16 protein-coding genes and 1 pseudogene are annotated in these 16,500 nt (G+C 55.8%); 5 read left to right on the top strand and 12 right to left on the bottom strand.

Going from position 1 to position 16,500, the window contains the following annotated elements; all coding sequences use genetic code 11:
- The first annotated feature begins 75 nt into the window (after positions 1-75).
- Together HW561_RS16655 and HW561_RS16650 are read left to right on the top strand one after the other, a co-directional pair.
- Complete coding sequence (locus tag HW561_RS16655; RefSeq protein ID WP_176866498.1) at positions 76-1,119, top strand: C45 family autoproteolytic acyltransferase/hydolase; 1,044 nt, start codon at positions 76-78, stop codon at positions 1,117-1,119.
- Between the two features lie 25 nt (positions 1,120-1,144).
- A complete protein-coding gene (locus tag HW561_RS16650; RefSeq protein ID WP_176866497.1) occupies positions 1,145-2,011 on the top strand; it encodes a carbon-nitrogen hydrolase family protein in 867 nt (288 codons plus the stop codon).
- 74 nt (positions 2,012-2,085) lie between these two features.
- Here HW561_RS16650 and HW561_RS16645 read toward each other — a convergent pair whose 3' ends face one another.
- The 6 genes from HW561_RS16645 to gabT all read right to left on the bottom strand — a co-directional run bounded on the left by HW561_RS16645 (position 2,086) and on the right by gabT (position 9,044).
- Positions 2,086-2,961 (bottom strand): 3-hydroxybutyryl-CoA dehydrogenase, encoded by an 876-nt coding sequence (locus tag HW561_RS16645; protein ID WP_176866496.1) that lies wholly within the window; start codon positions 2,959-2,961, stop codon positions 2,086-2,088.
- Entirely contained in the window at positions 2,958-3,866 is a 909-nt protein-coding gene (locus HW561_RS16640) for a phosphate acyltransferase (protein WP_176866495.1), read from the bottom strand. The genes HW561_RS16645 and HW561_RS16640 overlap by 4 nt, the downstream gene beginning before the upstream one ends.
- The gene (gene buk, locus HW561_RS16635; RefSeq protein WP_176866494.1) at positions 3,860-4,978 is read right to left on the bottom strand and encodes a butyrate kinase; all 1,119 of its coding nucleotides are present in this window, start codon (positions 4,976-4,978) and stop codon (positions 3,860-3,862) included. Before buk ends, HW561_RS16640 begins: the two co-directional genes overlap by 7 nt.
- A 3-nt stretch (positions 4,979-4,981) precedes the next feature.
- Complete coding sequence (locus HW561_RS16630; protein ID WP_176866493.1) at positions 4,982-6,412, bottom strand: aldehyde dehydrogenase family protein; 1,431 nt, start codon at positions 6,410-6,412, stop codon at positions 4,982-4,984.
- Positions 6,413-6,513: 101 nt separating this feature from the next.
- Entirely contained in the window at positions 6,514-7,728 is a 1,215-nt protein-coding gene (locus HW561_RS16625; RefSeq protein WP_176866492.1) for an acyl-CoA dehydrogenase, read from the bottom strand.
- Positions 7,729-7,739: 11 nt separating this feature from the next.
- Positions 7,740-9,044, bottom strand: coding sequence for a 4-aminobutyrate--2-oxoglutarate transaminase (gene gabT, locus HW561_RS16620; protein WP_176866491.1), 1,305 nt, complete (start codon positions 9,042-9,044; stop codon positions 7,740-7,742).
- A 134-nt stretch (positions 9,045-9,178) separates the two neighbouring features.
- Between gabT and HW561_RS23990 the strand changes: the two are divergent.
- Positions 9,179-9,361: pseudogene (locus tag HW561_RS23990) on the top strand (helix-turn-helix domain-containing protein); the annotation flags it as partial.
- Positions 9,362-9,760 carry a cupin domain-containing protein gene (locus HW561_RS16615; RefSeq protein WP_235962954.1) on the top strand — a complete coding sequence of 133 codons (399 nt, stop codon included), beginning with the start codon at positions 9,362-9,364 and terminating at the stop codon, positions 9,758-9,760.
- Positions 9,761-9,837: 77 nt separating this feature from the next.
- Here the strand turns inward: HW561_RS16615 and speB are convergent, their stop codons facing one another.
- Complete coding sequence (speB, locus tag HW561_RS16610) at positions 9,838-10,785, bottom strand: agmatinase (RefSeq protein WP_176866489.1); 948 nt, start codon at positions 10,783-10,785, stop codon at positions 9,838-9,840.
- 72 nt (positions 10,786-10,857) lie between these two features.
- Positions 10,858-11,229, bottom strand: a complete 372-nt coding sequence (locus HW561_RS16605; protein WP_211198671.1) for a cupin domain-containing protein — start codon at positions 11,227-11,229, stop codon at positions 10,858-10,860.
- Between the two features lie 83 nt (positions 11,230-11,312).
- Here HW561_RS16605 and HW561_RS16600 point away from each other — a divergent pair, with 83 nt between their 5' ends.
- On the top strand, positions 11,313-12,329 hold the full coding sequence (locus HW561_RS16600) for a LysR family transcriptional regulator (protein ID WP_176866488.1): 1,017 nt from the start codon (positions 11,313-11,315) through the stop codon (positions 12,327-12,329).
- Between the two features lie 198 nt (positions 12,330-12,527).
- On the opposite strand, the gene HW561_RS16595 is transcribed toward HW561_RS16600, so the two are convergent.
- The 4 genes from HW561_RS16595 to HW561_RS16580 are packed head-to-tail and all read right to left on the bottom strand — an operon-like array spanning position 12,528 to position 16,485.
- Positions 12,528-13,316, bottom strand: a complete 789-nt coding sequence (locus tag HW561_RS16595) for an ABC transporter permease subunit (RefSeq protein WP_176866487.1) — start codon at positions 13,314-13,316, stop codon at positions 12,528-12,530.
- Positions 13,317-13,319: 3 nt separating this feature from the next.
- Positions 13,320-14,225, bottom strand: coding sequence for an ABC transporter permease subunit (locus HW561_RS16590; RefSeq protein WP_176866486.1), 906 nt, complete (start codon positions 14,223-14,225; stop codon positions 13,320-13,322).
- An 11-nt stretch (positions 14,226-14,236) separates the two neighbouring features.
- A complete protein-coding gene (locus tag HW561_RS16585; protein ID WP_176866485.1) occupies positions 14,237-15,346 on the bottom strand; it encodes an ABC transporter ATP-binding protein in 1,110 nt (369 codons plus the stop codon).
- A gap of 59 nt (positions 15,347-15,405) precedes the next feature.
- Positions 15,406-16,485 carry an extracellular solute-binding protein gene (locus HW561_RS16580; RefSeq protein WP_176866484.1) on the bottom strand — a complete coding sequence of 360 codons (1,080 nt, stop codon included), beginning with the start codon at positions 16,483-16,485 and terminating at the stop codon, positions 15,406-15,408.
- Positions 16,486-16,500: the final 15 nt, after the last annotated feature.

Below are 16,500 nucleotides of genomic sequence, written 5' to 3'. Positions count from 1 at the left end.
GATGTAGCATTTTTAGGTTGCGCATGCAACACTATGCTCCATAATGTAGAAAATATGGCAGGGAAGAAACTCCAGATGACCGTTGTGGCAGAGCAGATGCACGACAATCCGACCGCAGGTTTCGTTATGAACCGAGAGCTGTTGCTGTTGTCTGAGGATCGTCCGCAGGACGGGTGGGCGCAGATCTGCCGAAACTTCTGGCCTGGCTGGAAAAAATGGTACCTTTCCAAGGGTAAAATGGCGGCCACCGGCAAAGAAGCGAAACATGCCGTGCGCCGGTATATGCCAGAGCTGGAGCGCATGATTGATCGCCTGTGTGAAGTAGCACCAGATGACGAGCATTTACATGATTTTCTGACCTTCTGGTGCCCGCCACGGTATCTGGCCAATTGCTCGCAAGTGGCGTCAAGCGATGCCCATGGCCCGTTTTTGATTCGCAACTACGATCTGGACCCCACGTTGAACGAGCTGACGTTGCTGCGGTCCGCCTGGCGGGGGAAAAAGGTCATTGGCATGGTCGACGGGCTGAGTGGCCTGTCCGATGGAATCAACGAACATGGTCTGGCTGTATCACTGAGCTTTGGCGGACGTCTGGCAGTCGGGCGCGGATTTGGTGTGCCGCTGATCATTCGCTATGTGCTGGAAGTGTGCACCGATATCCAGGACGCGATCGAGGTGCTGCGATATCTGCCCTGCCACATGTCGTATAATGTGACGCTGACGGACCGTTCCGGAAAAATCGTCACCGCCTTTATCGCCCCGGATCGCCCACCCATGTTTCGCAGCCAGAACTGGGCCACAAACCATCAGCTTGGGGTTGAACTGTCAGGTCATGGCAGATTCTCGGCGACATTGGAGCGGGCAGATATCTTGCAACATACCATGTCGGCCGGACCTGCGGATGCCGAGACGTTAAAACACATATTTCTTTCCAAACCCGTGTTTGCGACAAGATATGGTGATGGCTTTGGCACCGTGTTCACCAGCCTGTATCGGCCAGAAACATGTTCCGTGGACTTGCTGTTCAGCAATGGATCAGCCGGGCATTGGACAGTAGACGACACCCTCAACTCCATCATTTCGCTGCAATTCGACGATCACGGATCGCATATTCAGTGATCAGACAGACAAGAAGGATAACCCAATGACCAAATTCGCCATCGGTGGAATCCAGATGCATCTGGCGATGCATGACAACATGCCGGAAATGAAAAAACGGCTGAGCATCATGATGCACCTCTACCCTTGGGTGGAAATGGTAGTGTTTTCCGAGCTGTGCCATTCTGGCCCGAACCCTGCCTCGGCCCAGCCCCAGGGCGGCGAGTATGAGACCCAGTGTCAGGAACTGGCGCAGAAATATGGTATTTGGTTGGTTGCGGGATCCTATTTCGAAAAAGGCGAACAGGATGGAATCCTGTACAACACCTCGCCGATCATCAACCCGCAGGGCGAGATCGTCACCCGCTATCGCAAGATGTTCCCCTTTGCCCCGTATGAGGAACATACAACGCCGGGGAACGAAGTCTGCGTGTTCGAAGTGCCCAATGTCGGCAAATTCGGTATGTCGATCTGCTATGATATCTGGTTCCCAGAGCTGTCCCGGCAAATGGTATCCCAAGGGGCCGAGGTCATCATCAACCCGGTTCTGGCCAGCTTTGTCGACCGTCACGCCGATCTGATCATCGCACAGGCCTCGGCCGCGATGTTCCAGTCTTATGTCTTTTCCATCAATGGATTGATGGCCGGTGGCAATGGCTATTCACGTGTCATCGACCCGGCAGGGCAGCTGCTGCACGATGGTTGCGTCAACGAAGAATTGATCCCCATCGAGGTGGATTTCGAAAATGTCCGTCGCCAGCGACGCCGGGGCATCTTGAACATGGGCCAACCGCTCAAGAGTTTCCGTGACACCCCCATGCGGTTCCCGATCTATGGTGAGGCTGGACACCACTCTGAGTATCTGGAGTCGCTGGGACAGTTGAAGAAGCCTGAACGACCAGTTCGCGTTTAACTGCGGGTCTGGCAGGCAGTGACTGGCGGTAAGGTGCGATGGCGTGGTTTTTATGGAATGCACGCTATAGCGCCTTACCGTGTCGGAATTGGCGTCTCACCCCGATAGTCGTAAAAGCCCCGGCCCGACTTACGGCCAAGCCAGCCAGCTTCAACGTATTTTACCAACAAGGGGCAGGGGCGATATTTGCTGTCGGCCAGCCCGTGGTGCATGACGTTCATGATTGACAGGCAGGTATCCAGACCGATGAAATCGCCCAGTTCAAGCGGGCCCATCGGATGGTTTGCGCCAAGCTTGAGGGCCGCGTCGATGCTTGCGACATTCCCCACGCCTTCATAAAGCGTGTAACAGGCCTCGTTGATCATCGGGATCAGCACGCGGTTCACGATGAAGGCTGGGTAGTCTTCCGCATTGGCAGATATCTTGCCCAGCGAGGCCACAACGGTCTTCATCGTCTCGAATGTTTCGGCAGACGTGGCGATACCGCGGATCAGTTCGACCAGTTTCATGACCGGCACCGGGTTCATGAAATGCAGGCCCATGAAACATTCGGGGCGATCAGTCTGTGATGCCATACGGGTGATGGAAATCGAAGATGTGTTGCTGGCCAGCAGGCTGTGTTCGGCCAGCGACGGCTCCAGCCCCTTGAAAATCTTCTGCTTAGTCTCTTCGTTTTCCGTCGCGGCTTCGATGATCAGGTCACAAGGCCCCAGGGCGGCCAAATCCGTGGTGCTGTCCAGCTTACTCAACGTGCGGTCGCGATCCGCGTCAGACATCTTTTCCTTTTGCACCATGCGGGCGGTACCTGTTTCGATACGCGTACGCGCCTGTGTCAGTGCGTCACCCGAGATGTCATTCATCAGAACATCATAGCCCGAGGCTGCAAATACCTGCGCGATACCTGCGCCCATCTGGCCGGCGCCGATGATGCCAACGGATCTGATGTTCATGCCTGCATTCCCTTTTTCACGATGGCTGCCAGCAGCAATGCATTGATCCGCCGTCCAGCCCCGTCCGAGCGCGAGTTGAGCAAAACCGGCACCTTTGCGCCCAGAACGATTGATCCAGTGTCAGCCTGTCCGTGGAATTTCCACGCCTTGGCCACGGCATTGGCCGCCTCGATATTGCTGAACAGCAATAGGTCAGCATCGCCCGCAACCAATGAGTCACCCAACCCTTTGGTCTTTGCTGCGGTGGCACTGACCGCAACGTCATATCCAAAGGGGCCATCTACGACGAAACCGGGAAAATCGCCTTTGACGGCCTCACCTGTCAATGCAGCGGCGTCGATTGTAGCGGGCAGGGCGTCTGATTTCTTTTCCGTGGCAGCCAGTGCGGCAACCTTGGCCGTTGTGATCCCCAATCCGCGAAAGAGCGGCGCGGTGTTCAGGATGATCTGACGTTTCTGGTCCAGATTGGGCACCGGTAGAATGCCATTATCCGTCGCCGTCAGCAATTTCGGGTAACTGGGCATTTCGGCCACCGTCACATTGGACAGAACGCCCTGACGGATGCCCGTGTCACGGTTCACGACGGCGCGCAGATAGGATGTGCTGTCGACATGCCCTTTCATCAAGACATCGGCCTCATCGGCGCGCACGGCTGCAACGGCCATGTCCGCGCATTCTGCCGGGGTGGTGGCGGCGCGAATGTCGATTCTATCGTGCAGATCTGCAGACACAAAGCCCGTGATCATATCACGATCACCGGTGATAATGGCATGCGAGACAAGATTGTCCTTCAGCGCCATCGACACGGCTTCGATCACATAGAAATCATTGCCACCCGCGACCGCAACACGCAGCGGCTCGGACTGGATAGCCGATCTGCGCAGATCGTCAAACGACGTCAGCATTGCGTGACCCCTTCGGCTACAGCGGTATCGTCTTGCCATATCATCGGGGTTTCCTGTCCCTGCAATACACGCGCCGCGCCTTCGGCCAGCGCCAGACATTCATTTGATCCGGCATATACCGTCACTGGCGCAATTCGTTGAACCTTGTTGGTCAGAGTCGTGGAAACCCGTCTGGACTGCGCCATGCCGCCAGTCAGGATGATGCCGTCCAGATCGAAATCCGCCACAGCCGCAGACGCACCAATGGCTTTGGCGATCTGATAGATCAACGCGTCATGGATCAGGCGGGCATGATCATCGCCGCCTTCAATCATCGCCTCGACCTTGCGCATGTCCTTGGTGCCAAGATGGGCATAAACGCCACCCTGACCATAAAGCTTTTTCAGCAGTTCTTCTTTGCTGTACTTGCCGGAAAAACAGAGCTCGATCAGGGGCAGGGGTGGCAGGCCGCCCGCGCGTTCCGGGCTGAAAGGCGATTGTTCCTGCCGGTTCGAGCTTTCGACGATCTTGCCGCCCAACAGGGTGGCCACCGAGATGCCTGCGCCAAGATGGGCAACAACAACGCGCATGTCGTCAAAGGGTTTGCCCAGCTCTGCCGCCAGTTTGCGGGTGCAGGCCCGGATATTCAGCGCGTGTACGAAGCTGAAACGGGGCAATTCCTTGCACCCGGTTACCCGCGCTACTGGCGGCAGTTCATCAACACTGACCGGGTCCACGATATAGGCGGGAATACCCAGTGGGGCCGCAATGGAATTGGCCAGCGGTGCGCCCAGATTGCTGGAGTGTTTGTAAACCGGCCGGTTGAGCGCAAAATCCACGAGATCGTCATTCACCGCGATCACGCCGGATGGCACCGGCGTCAGCATTCCACCACGGCCTGCACATGCGATCACCAGATCGTCGCTGCGCATATGGGCCTGCAAAAACGCTGCTACACACTCGGACCGATACTCCAACTGATCAGAGATTTCGGCAAATTCCGCCATGCGGACCTCGTCGTGCTCCAGCGTCTCTTCCACGATACAGCCCAACTGCGCGCCCTGAATGGAATAGAGCGCACAGCGGGTGGTGGTTGTGCCGGGATTGATCGCCAGAATGACCTCTCGCATCATGGCTTAACCTGCAAAGCTATAGGTGGTTTTCACGGCAGTGTAGAATTCCGCCGCATAACGCCCTTGTTCGCGTGAGCCAAAGGACGATCCTTTGCGCCCCCCAAATGGGACGTGATAATCCACGCCTGCCGTGGGCAGGTTGACCATCACCATGCCCGCCTGGCTGCTTTTCTTGAACTCGCGCGCATATTTTAGGCTGGCCGTGCAGATGCCCGAGCTGAGCCCGAATTCCGTGTCATTCGCGGTCGCCAGTGCCTCGTCGAAATCGGCGACCTTGATGATGCTGGCGCAGGGGCCAAAGATTTCCTCGCGCGAGGAGCGCATGTCGTTGGTGGCATTCACAAACAAGGCAGGCGCTTGAAAGTACCCTTCGGTGTCCAGCGTCAGATGGTCGCCGCCAATCACCTCGGCACCCTCGGCGCGGGCGATGTCGACATAGTTCAGGTTGTTTTTCAGCTGCTTATCCGAAGCAACGGGGCCGATTTGCGTTGTCGTATCCAATGGGTTGCCGATCTTCAGCGCGGCCGCCTCAGCCGTCAGGCGATCAACAAAGGCGTCGTGGATACCTGCCTGAACAATGATCCGGCTGGACGCGGTACAGCGCTGCCCGGTCGAAAAGAACGCACCATTCAGAACTGTCGGCACAGCAATATCCAGATCGGCGTCATCCATGACGACCATTGGGTTCTTGCCGCCCATTTCCAGTTGGATCTTCTTCATACCCTGCGCGGCCTGCACAGCCATGGCGCGGCCCACCGGAACCGACCCGGTAAAGGACACCGCATCCACTTCCGGGTGGCTGACGATCGCGTCACCCACAACAGAACCACGTCCCATCACTAGGTTGAAAACCCCTGCGGGACATCCTGCATCACCAATGATTTCGGCCAGAACATGCGCGCTGGCGGGGGTCAGATCGGCGGGTTTGAATACAACCGTATTGCCATAGGCCAATGCGGGTGCAATCTTCCAGGCCGGGATCGCAATGGGAAAGTTCCATGGCGTGATCAGTCCGATAACGCCGACGGGTTCGCGGATTACATCCACGTCCACCTCGGGGCGCACAGATGCGATGGCATCCCCCGCCACACGGATCGCTTCGCCTGAGAAAAAGCGGAAGATCTGCGCCGCGCGCGCGGTTTCACCGATGGCCTCGGCCAGTGTCTTGCCTTCTTCGCGGGCCAGAATGGTGCCGATTTCCTCTTTGCGGGCAAAGAGTTGCTGTGCGACGGCTTCCAACAAATCGGACCGTACCTGTGGCGATGCGCCAGCCCAAGATGGTAGCGCCTGACGCGCGGCCTGTGCGGCCTCGTTCACTTGCTCAGCCGAGGCGCGCGCGTATTCGCCCACGACATCGGACACATCTGCCGGGTTCAGGTTTACTGCGACATCCGCGCCATCGGTCCAGTGACCGGCAATCAAATTCTGTTTCATCGTGCCTTCATCCCAAAAAAGATGCGAAGAATGCCAAAAATGGGGATGACATCCTTCGCACAGGTCTCACGGGGGTGAGTTCTTATTCTTATGGTTTCAGATCATGCAAACGCTTGAAGCCCGGTCTGTGCGCGGCCCAGGATCAGGGCGTGCACATCATGGGTGCCTTCATAGGTGTTTACCGTTTCCAGATTGACCATGTGACGGATCACCTGGAATTCCAGACTGATGCCGTTGCCGCCATGCATGTCGCGGGCGTGACGCGCGATCTCCAGCGCTTTGCCGCAGTTGTTGCGTTTGATCAGCGATACCATTTCCGGGGCGGCGTTCGCTTCGTCCATCAGGCGACCAACCCGCAGCGCCGCTTGTAGGCCCAGCGTGATCTCGGTCTGCATATTCGCCAGCTTCAGTTGGAACAGCTGCGTTTGTGCCAGTGGCCTGTTGAACTGTTTGCGGTCCAGACCGTACTGGCGCGCACCATGCCAACAGGCTTCGGCTGCACCCATGACGCCCCAAGCGATGCCATAGCGTGCCCGGTTCAGACAGCCAAACGGGCCTTTCAGGCCTGCAACATTGGGCAACAGCGCCTCTTCGCTGACCTCAACATTGTCCAATACGATTTCGCCGGTGATGGACGCGCGGAGGGAGGCCTTGTTTTCGATCTTCGGCGCGCTCAGGCCTTTGGTGCCCTTGTCCAGCACAAAGCCCTTGATCTTGCCGTCATGGGCATCCGATTTAGCCCAGACCACGAACACATCCGCAATCGGCGCGTTCGAAATCCACATCTTCGAGCCGTTCAGAACATAGCCGCCATCGGTCTTTTTCGCCGTGGTCTTCATGCTGCCCGGGTCCGAGCCCGCATCCGGTTCGGTCAGGCCAAAGCAACCGATCCATTCGCCGCTGGCCAGCTTGGGCAGGTATTTCTGACGCTGTTCCTCGGTGCCATAGGCGTAGATCGGATACATCACCAGACTGGATTGCACCGACATCATCGACCGATAACCGCTGTCGACCCGCTCCACTTCGCGGGCGACCAGGCCATAGCTGACGTAATTGCCGCCCAACCCGCCATATTCCTCGGGGATGGTGGTGCCCAGCAGGCCCATTTCACCCATCTCGCGGAAGATTTCGGGATCGGTGGTTTCGGTCTCATAGGCCTTCAAGACGCGCGGCTGCAGTTTTTCCTGCGCATAGGCATAGGCAGAATCGCGGATCATCCGTTCGTCTTCTTCCAGCTGGGCCTCCAGCAGAAACGGATCTTCCCAGTTGAACGAGGCAAGCTCGGGCCGGCTTTGCGGTGTGATGTCTTTGGGCATGATCAGGTTCCTTATTCCGCAGCGATTGCGACAGCGTTGAACGCCGCATCGATCGAGGCTTCGAGAATATCCAGCGCTTCGGTGACCTGTTCGGCTGGGGTGGTCAGCGGCGGCAGCAGGCGCACGGCATTGGCGCGGGTGCCGCAGGGCAGGATGATCAGGCCACGGGCCTCGGCCTCGGCAATGATCGTACCCATCAGGGCCGGATTGGGGCTGTTGGTCTGACGATTCGTGACCAGTTCAAAGGCGACCATAGCACCCAGACCACGGACATTGCCGATCGCCTCCATGCCGGGGCGGGACGCGATGTCGTTCAGGCGGGCTTTGATGGTTTCACCAATCTGGGTCGCACGCGCGCAGAGGTCTTCTTCTTCGATGACATCAAACACGGCGTTGGCCGCAGCTACGGCCAGCGGGTTCCCGGCATAGGTGCCGCCGATGCCGCCCACAGGGGCCGCATCAACAATTTCGGCCCGACCAGTAACGGCTGAGAGCGGGAACCCACCAGCCAGACCTTTTGCCATCGTGACCAGATCGGCAGCCACGCCAGCGTGTTCAAAAGCAAACAGCTTGCCAGTCCGGGCAATGCCGGTCTGTACTTCATCCGCAATCAGGACGATGCCGTGTTCATCGCAAATCTTGCGCAGGGCTTGAAGGAATTCGGGCTGCGCCACGTTAAAGCCGCCTTCGCCCTGAACCGGCTCGATGATCATGGCCGCGACACGTTCCGGATCGATCGAGCTTTTGAGAAGGTTGTCCAGAACGGACAGGGATTGTTCTACCGTGATACCGTGGAATTCGTTCGGGAACGGGGCGTGCAGCACTTCGGGCGGCATGGCGCCAAAGGCCTTTTTGTAAGGGTTTACCTTACCACACAGTGCCATGCCCATCAGCGTGCGGCCATGGAAGGCCCCCGAAAACGCGATAACGCCAGAGCGACCCGTAAAGGCGCGTGCCATCTTCACGGCGTTTTCAACGGCTTCAGCGCCGGTGGTGACCAGCATGGTTTTCTTTTCAAAATCACCCGGTGTCGATGTGTTCAGACGTTCGGCCAAGGCGATATACCCTTCATAAGGCGCAACATGGAAACAGGTGTGGGTGAACAGCTCTGCCTGCTGCGCGACGGCCTCCATCAGCTTGGGGTGACGGTGGCCGGTATTGTTCACGGCAATACCAGCGGCAAAGTCGATGTAACGCTTGCCATTCGCGTCCCAAAGCTCTGCGTTCTGGGCGCGGGTTGCGTAAATTCCACGTGTGCCGACGCCCTTGGCTACGGCAGCATCGCGGCGCGATTTCAGGATTTCATTGGTGCTCACGGGTGCAGCCTCCGTCAATGCTGTGTAAATTTACAGAGTATATTGCTCATTTTTTTGAGCATTGCTAGAGGAAAAGTTGCGCAAATAAACTTGATACCATAAGAATGGAGTAGCCAGGCAGAGGGGACGTAAAAATGGTTGATGATTTCAATGTTGGCAGCAGGCTAAGGCAACTCAGACTTCAATTCGGCTTTTCCCAAAGGCAGTTAGCTGACTCCGCCAACGTCCCGCATGGTCAGATTTCCATGATTGAGACCAATCGTAGCAGCCCCTCGGTGGCAAGTTTGCGCAAGATATTGGGCGGATTGGGGGTAACCATGTCCGAATTTTTTGAGCCGGATTCCGCTGCTTCCAGCCAAGTTTTCTTTACACCTGCCGAACTGCGAGACCTCACATCCCTGTTGTACCAATCCAACGACACCGCCCAAGAGCGAATCACCATCAGGCAGGTTGGAGATGCCAAGCTGCATGGCTTGCAGGTTCTTCAGGAACGGTACGAACCCGGTGCCGACACTGGGGACGACATGCTAGAGCACGAAGCCAATGAAGGCGGGATTGTAACGGCGGGTGAAATCGAAGTCACCGTGGGTTCGGAAACCCGTATTCTCAAGGCCGGGGATTCTTATCTGTTCAATTCACGCGAACCTCATCGGTTCCGCAATATCTCTGATCGTCCTGCCGAGATGATCTCAGCCTGTACTCCGCCTTATCTGTAACGCAATACGGCCTCTACTGGTGCCCCCGTACATGCAATGGGCTGATGCCGGTTTGATCGGCATCAACCCTTGATGGATCAGTCTTCCCGATACGGCACGCCCGGCAGAACGCAGAGCATTTCGTAGAGCAGGTTGCCAGCGATTACGGCAGTGTTGCCCGAGGGGTCGAACGGAGGAGAGACCTCGACCAGATCGCAACCGACCAGGTTCAGGCCCTTGCATCCGCGAACGATCTCCAGCGCTTGGCTGGTCATCAGACCGCCCATTTCAACCGTACCCGTTCCCGGCGCACAGGCAGGATCAAGGCTGTCGATGTCATAGGTCAGGTAAACCGGCATATCGCCGATTTCGGCGCGGATTTTCTCCATCAACGGTGCGCAGGATTTGTACCAAAGCTCTTCGGCGTGCACGACGGTAAAGCCCCACTTGCGGGCGGTGTCGAAATCGTCCGCTTCGTATCCGGTCCCGCGAAGGCCGATCTGGTATGTCTTCTCGGGAACGATCAGCCCTTCTTCATACGCGCGGCGGAATGGGGTGCCGTGGGCGATCTCCTCACCGAACATATGTTCGTTGATGTCGGCATGGGCGTCGATATGGATCAGCGCAACAGGCCCGTGTTTTTTGTGGATTGAGCGCAAAACCGGAAGGGTCAGCGTATGATCGCCACCCATGGTCATCGGAATCACGTCGTTCTTCAGTACTTCGTCGTAGAACGCCGTAATGCGTTTCACGCTGTCTTTCAGGTCAAAGGTATTGATTGGCACATCGCCAATATCGGCAACCTGCAGCCCATCAAACGGCGCGGCTTTGGTCCACATGTTATAGGGACGCATCAGCGTGCTTTCGGCACGGATCTGGCGGGGGCCAAAACGTGTGCCCGAGCGCAGGCTGGCGCCGATATCCATCGGGATGCCAATGAATGCCGCGTCAAGTCCTTCGGCTGTTTCTGCGGCAGGCAGGCGCATGAAGGTGCCGGGCCCTGCGAAACGGGGCATCTCGTTGCCACCGAGAGGTTGATTGTACATCCCTTATCTCCTTTTAAGAATGAGGAAGAAACAGCCCCGGCGCCGGGGCTGCATCAATGGCTTACAATGCTATTAGGCAGCCATGACGTAATACTTGCGGAACGGCTCGTTCACACGGAATTCGCCACACCAGCCTTTGTTCAGGACATAGCTGTCGCCGGCGGAAAATGTCTGAGCAGTGCCGTCAGCGGCAGTCAGCGTAACAGAGCCCTGCAGGACTTGGCAGAATTCATCGGCCGGGTAACCTTCGGCTTCAGCCATAAAGACTTCGGCGTAGGGGGTGCAATCCCAGATGCCGACCAGCAAGCTGTCGCCATCATCGCCCATATAGGACGCGCCGGTTTCAACGGCCTTGCCGTCAGTCACGGTTGCCGGATCGACAACAGTGATGCTTTCCAGCGCGCCAGCCGGACCATTCGGGTTAAGTTTCTGAGGTTGTTTCATCGGTCGTTTCCTTTTTTTCAACGAGGGCTTCATCCCAAATTACGATTGGGATTGAGTAGGGCGCAGCGCATCCTTCTTTTCGGGTGCGCAACAAGAGTTCAACAAAGTCTGGCAGACCACGCGAAGTTTGGATCAGGTTAGTTTACACGCCAGAACAGGAAAATTTGCTTTTGCAATTTCTTACATTTGATGGTTTCAATGGAAGGATGCAAATCTCTGGTTCTGATATTCACCTGCTGACCGTTTTTGACTGTGTTGTGCGCAACAACGGGTTCAGTGCAGCGCAACCTGAACTTGGCTTGAGCCAGCCGACGATTTCAAATCACATCACAGCGCTTGAAGAACGTCTCGGGGTCAAATTGTGCCAGCGTGGTCGCCGTGGATTTCTGCTGACTGACAAAGGTCACATCGTTCATGAAGTTGCGCAGTCTCTGATGGGCGCTTTGGAAGAGCAATCCGGATTGCTGAGTGCGCTTAAGGGCAGTTTCATTGGTAGATTGTCGGTAGCCGTGGTGGACAGTTCGGCAACAGACACGAACCTCAGACTTCCAGAAGCGATCAAGGCGATGGCCATTCAGGCGCCTCATGTCAGCCTGAACATTGAAATCAAGCAGCCGCAGGATATCCTGAGCGGCATCGCGGCTGGGACCTATCAGATTGGCATCGGCAGCTTTGACAACAAGATCAGCGGGCTTCGGTATGAAGATCTCTATACAGAGTCTCACTCATTGTACTGTGGCTCCACACATTCGATTTTGCCTGATGTCGGAATCCGGGATATTTCGGAAACCATCTATGAATACCCCTGGGTGCATCGCGGATACTGGAACCGTCAAAGACAGCGCCAGATACGATCACACGAGCATGACAGAGTGGTGGGCGACATTGAGGCTCAGATCATTATGGTCCTCAGTGGGCAGTATCTGGGGTTGTTGCCGGATCATGCAGCGCAAGTGCACATCTCATCCGGGCGGTTAACCAGTTTACCACCGGCTTCCGACAACTTCAGTTGTCCGATGCAATTGGTTACACGGAACTCGCCTCAACCAAAAATTGTTGAATTGTTCAGAGAACTGGTGAAATCACAGTATGAGCTATAAATAGATTTGCCGGGGCAAATGTTAACGTTGCCCTTGACTTGCTTCCCAGTACCCCTGTGCGAATGTTACATCGGCAAGGAACGGCAATCCCCCATCTGCGGCGAAAACTACAAATCTGAGATCATCGTAGCGCCCCGCGTTAGAATGCATCGCACATTCCAACACGGGTCACAAGTTGCAGAGGACGCGCGCTTCTGCTCAATCTGATTGTCTGCGCGAGAAGAACATCGCGGCGACCAGCCCCAATGCCGCTACGAGAATGATGATCGTTGCCAAGGCATTGATATCCGGCGAGACCGCGATCTTGATCTTGGAGAAAATCAGCATAGGCAATGTTGTCGAACCCGGCCCAGCGGTAAAGCTGGCGATTACCAGATCATCGAAGGACAGAATAAACGCCAGCAACCAGCCAGAGACGATAGCAGGGGCTATGACCGGTAAAGTGACGAGGAAAAAGGTTGTCACCGGTCCGGCGCCCAGATCGCGCGAGGCCTCCTCCAGGCTGCGTTCCATCGAGGCCATGCGCGGTTGCAGGACAACCAGTACAAAGGCCGTACAAAAGGTGATGTGGGCGATGGTGATGGTCAGTAATCCACGACCCGCAGGCCAACCGATCAGCTGTTCAGCCGAGATGAACAACAACAACAGTGAGATACCTGTGATCACCTCTGGCATGACCAGAGGGGCCGACATCAAGCCCGCGAACAAGGTGCGTCCGCGGAATTTGCCGAACCGCACCATGGCGACGGCCCCGAGCAGGCCCAGAATCGTCGCGCCTGTCGCGCTGAGTACGCCGATCTTAAGGCTGATCCAGGCCGCATTCAGGATCTGTTCATCCCGGAACAACTCGCCATACCAATGGGTGGAAAATCCGCCCCACACACTCCCGCGCCGCGATGCGTTAAAGCTGTATCCGATGAGAACGAAGATTGGTGCATAGAGAAAGGCAAACCCGGCCCAAAGCGAGAATTTCAGAAAACGCGGCATGGCTTATCCCTCCTGCTTGGCTTGTTGGTTCTGGAAGATGATGATCGGAATGATCAGCACCAGCAGCATGATGATCGCCACCGCACTTGCCACCGGCCAGTCGCGGTTGTTGAAGAATTCGGTCCACAGAACCCGGCCAATCATCAGGGTGCTTTCACCGCTGAGCAGGGTTGGGATCACAAATTCACCGATGACCGGAATGAACACCAGCATACAGCCAGAGATGACGCCGGGAATGGACAATGGCAAAGTGATATCAAAGAAGCTGCGGATCGGGGAGGCGCCCAGATCGCGCGAAGCTTCGAGTAGAGTCAGGTCCTGTTTTTCCAGCGTTGCGTAAAGCGGCAGCACCATGAATGGCAGATAGGCGTAAACCACACCGACATAGGTAGCAAAGGTTGTCTGCAACAGGATCAGCGGCTCATCAATGACCCCCACCCAAAGCAGGATGTTGTTGAGCACCCCGTCCTGACGCAGGATTCCGATCCAGGCGTATACGCGGATCAAAAGGCTGGTCCAGAATGGCAGCATCAGGGCCATGAGCAAAAAACCCTGCTTGGATTTGGGTGACCGCGCAATTGCCAAGGCAAAGGGATAGCCGATGATAAGACAGATGATCGTCGACACAGTCGCAATTTTGGCCGAGCCGAGATATGCGTTCAGATACAGGCTATCTTCAAAAATGTACTGATAATTAAAGATCCTGAAGATGCCGTTCAGAATGCCTTCGTCCGGGTCAAATTCGAACAGTGGGGCAAACGGTGGGCTGGCGATAATGGCTTCGGAGAAGCTGATCTTCAGCACAAAGCCAAAGGGTAGCAAGAAGAACAGGATCATCCAAAGATACGGGGGCAGCAGGACAAAGAGTTTGCCCATCCTGCCCTGAATCTGGTGCAACACAGCTGACATGACGCGCCCCCTTAAGCCGAAAACAGATGAGTGGAGCGTGCGGGCCAGGCAACTTTCACCTTATCACCCATCGAAATCGACGCCTTGGTGGACATGTGATGGTTTTGTTCAGCAATGCGAACGACGACATCATCGCCTAATTCCACCGCATAATTGGTTTGCTCACCCATATAGCTGACGAATTTGACAGTCCCGTCCAGCACGTTCTTTGTGGTGGGCTGCTCAGCTGAATCCGCTGAGAAAATCTCAAGCTTCTCAGGGCGATTGGTCAGCATAACCTTGTCGCCGTCATTATGTTCAAATCCGGTATCAACTTTGACAGTGATGTTTTCTGACAGGCCAACGATGGTATCGTCGCCGTCTTGGCCTTTGATGACACCTTTGAATTTGTTCAAAGATCCGACGAAATCGGCGATGAACATGCTGTTAGGGTTCTCATACAGCTCACGTGGCGGACCAACCTGAACGATCTGGCCCATATCCATGATGCCGATACGGTCGGCCATGGTCATGGCTTCTTCCTGGTCGTGGGTCACGACGATGAATGTCAGGCCCAGATCCCGTTGGATTTTCAACAGTTCTTGCTGGGTTTCCTCGCGCAGCTTCTTGTCCAATGCGCCCAGCGGTTCATCCAGCATCAGAACCTTGGGGCGTTTGACGATACAGCGGGCGAGCGCCACACGCTGTCTTTGACCGCCGGATAATTGGCTTGGTTTACGCGTCGCAAACGGGGAGAGTTTGACCATCTCCATAATCTCATCAACGCGCTGCTTGGTTTCAGCCTTGGAAATGCCATCGCGACGCAAGCCATAGCCGATGTTCTTTTCAACTGTCATATGCGGGAACAAGGCATAAGACTGGAACATCATGTTGACCGGCAATCTTTCCGGCGGCTTGCCGGAAATATCATCCCCATCAATGATCACGCGCCCTTCGGTCGGATCATCAAACCCAGCCAGCATGCGCAACAGGGTCGACTTACCGCTGCCCGATCCCCCGAGCAGGCAAAAGACTTCGCCCTGACTGATATTGAGCGACACATTGTTAACGGCGGTAACCTCACCGAATTTTTTGACGATGTTTTCAATGCGGATAAATTCGGATTGATTGCCGACGGTCATCACATTCTCCCTAATAGTCAAACGGCACGGGGATTTCCCGTGCCGCTATATTTTTTTGATTATTGACCGGTCTTGATCCGGGTCCAGGTGCGGGTGCGCAGGCGCTGTGCCTTGTTCCCCAATGCTACCTCAGGATAAAGGCGCTCCATCACTTCCGGGGTCGGATAGATGTTTGGATCTCCTGTGATCTCGGCATCAACCAGATCGTTCGCGGCTGCATTCGCATTGGCATAGTACAGGAAGTTGGTTGCTTCCGCTGCAACCTCCGGGCGCAGCATGTAGTCAATGAACTTGGCGGCGGCGTCTTTATTTTCCGCGTCTGCCAGGGTGATCATTGAATCAACCCAGACAAGGCTGCCTTGTTTCGGAATCGAGTAGAAGACCTCGACACCGTTGTCCGCTTCGCTGGCGGCATAAGAGGCAATCCCAGCATCACCACTGTAAATCAGCGACACGCAGGTTTCTCCGGTTGCCAGATCGTCGATCGGCTTGATGCTGTCGAAATAGCGAATATGGGGCCGGATCGCAGTCAACACGTCCTCGGCCTTTTTCATGACCGCCTTGTCAGCCGTTTGCGGATCTTCACCCAGATAGTTCAGGATCAGGCCCAGAACTTCGTTCGGAGAGTCGATCATCGCGAGGCCACATTGTGCCAGCTTTTCAGCATTTGCCGGATCAAAGATCATCGCCAGATCAGACATGTCCGCACCGGGCAGAACTTCTTCGACCTTGGCCGGGTTAAAGCCTAATCCAATCGTGCCCCACATGTACGGAGCCAAATGCTCGGCACCGGGATCGAATCCCTGAATACGTTCAATTACAGCGGGGTTCAGATTGCCGTGATTGGCAAGGGCTGCTTTATCCAACGGCGCGATCAGGCCTGCACCGATAAAACGTTGTGCTGTTGGGCCTGCGGCGAAAACCACGTCAAAGCCCGAACCACCCGCCAGAATGCGTGTTTCCAGCGTTTCGATGGAATCATACGTGTCATAGGTGACATCAATTCCGGTTTCGGCCTCAAAATTTGCGATTGTCTCTGGGCCGATATATTCCGCCCAGTTGAACACTTTCAGTTCTTCTGCAGCCAGAGGCGTTGCAAGTGCTACACCCAGAACCGCCGTTGTCATTAGTTTTTTCATTTGTTTCCTCCCTTA

Source organism: Ruegeria haliotis, assembly GCF_013377785.1.
Taxonomy (GTDB): Bacteria; Pseudomonadota; Alphaproteobacteria; order Rhodobacterales; family Rhodobacteraceae; genus Ruegeria; species Ruegeria haliotis.
The sequence above is the reverse complement of the archived record's forward strand: the minus strand, read 5'-3'. Positions and strand labels throughout refer to the sequence as shown.

What these genes read in the sequence shown, in the direction of transcription:
- HW561_RS16655 (WP_176866498.1), top strand. Translation starts at nt 76, where the DNA reads ATGACCGTTGTGGCAGAGCAGATGCACGACAATCCGACCGCAGGTTTC.
- HW561_RS16630 (WP_176866493.1), bottom strand. Translation starts at nt 6,412, where the DNA reads ATGAAACAGAATTTGATTGCCGGTCACTGGACCGATGGCGCGGATGTC.
- buk (WP_176866494.1), bottom strand. Translation starts at nt 4,978, where the DNA reads ATGATGCGAGAGGTCATTCTGGCGATCAATCCCGGCACAACCACCACC.
- HW561_RS16615 (WP_235962954.1), top strand. Translation starts at nt 9,362, where the DNA reads ATGTCCGAATTTTTTGAGCCGGATTCCGCTGCTTCCAGCCAAGTTTTC.
- HW561_RS16605 (WP_211198671.1), bottom strand. Translation starts at nt 11,229, where the DNA reads ATGAAACAACCTCAGAAACTTAACCCGAATGGTCCGGCTGGCGCGCTG.
- HW561_RS16595 (WP_176866487.1), bottom strand. Translation starts at nt 13,316, where the DNA reads ATGCCGCGTTTTCTGAAATTCTCGCTTTGGGCCGGGTTTGCCTTTCTC.
- HW561_RS16645 (WP_176866496.1), bottom strand. Translation starts at nt 2,961, where the DNA reads ATGAACATCAGATCCGTTGGCATCATCGGCGCCGGCCAGATGGGCGCA.
- speB (WP_176866489.1), bottom strand. Translation starts at nt 10,785, where the DNA reads ATGTACAATCAACCTCTCGGTGGCAACGAGATGCCCCGTTTCGCAGGG.
- HW561_RS16640 (WP_176866495.1), bottom strand. Translation starts at nt 3,866, where the DNA reads ATGCTGACGTCGTTTGACGATCTGCGCAGATCGGCTATCCAGTCCGAG.
- HW561_RS16585 (WP_176866485.1), bottom strand. Translation starts at nt 15,346, where the DNA reads ATGACCGTCGGCAATCAATCCGAATTTATCCGCATTGAAAACATCGTC.
- HW561_RS16625 (WP_176866492.1), bottom strand. Translation starts at nt 7,728, where the DNA reads ATGCCCAAAGACATCACACCGCAAAGCCGGCCCGAGCTTGCCTCGTTC.
- HW561_RS16590 (WP_176866486.1), bottom strand. Translation starts at nt 14,225, where the DNA reads ATGTCAGCTGTGTTGCACCAGATTCAGGGCAGGATGGGCAAACTCTTT.
- HW561_RS16580 (WP_176866484.1), bottom strand. Translation starts at nt 16,485, where the DNA reads ATGAAAAAACTAATGACAACGGCGGTTCTGGGTGTAGCACTTGCAACG.
- HW561_RS16650 (WP_176866497.1), top strand. Translation starts at nt 1,145, where the DNA reads ATGACCAAATTCGCCATCGGTGGAATCCAGATGCATCTGGCGATGCAT.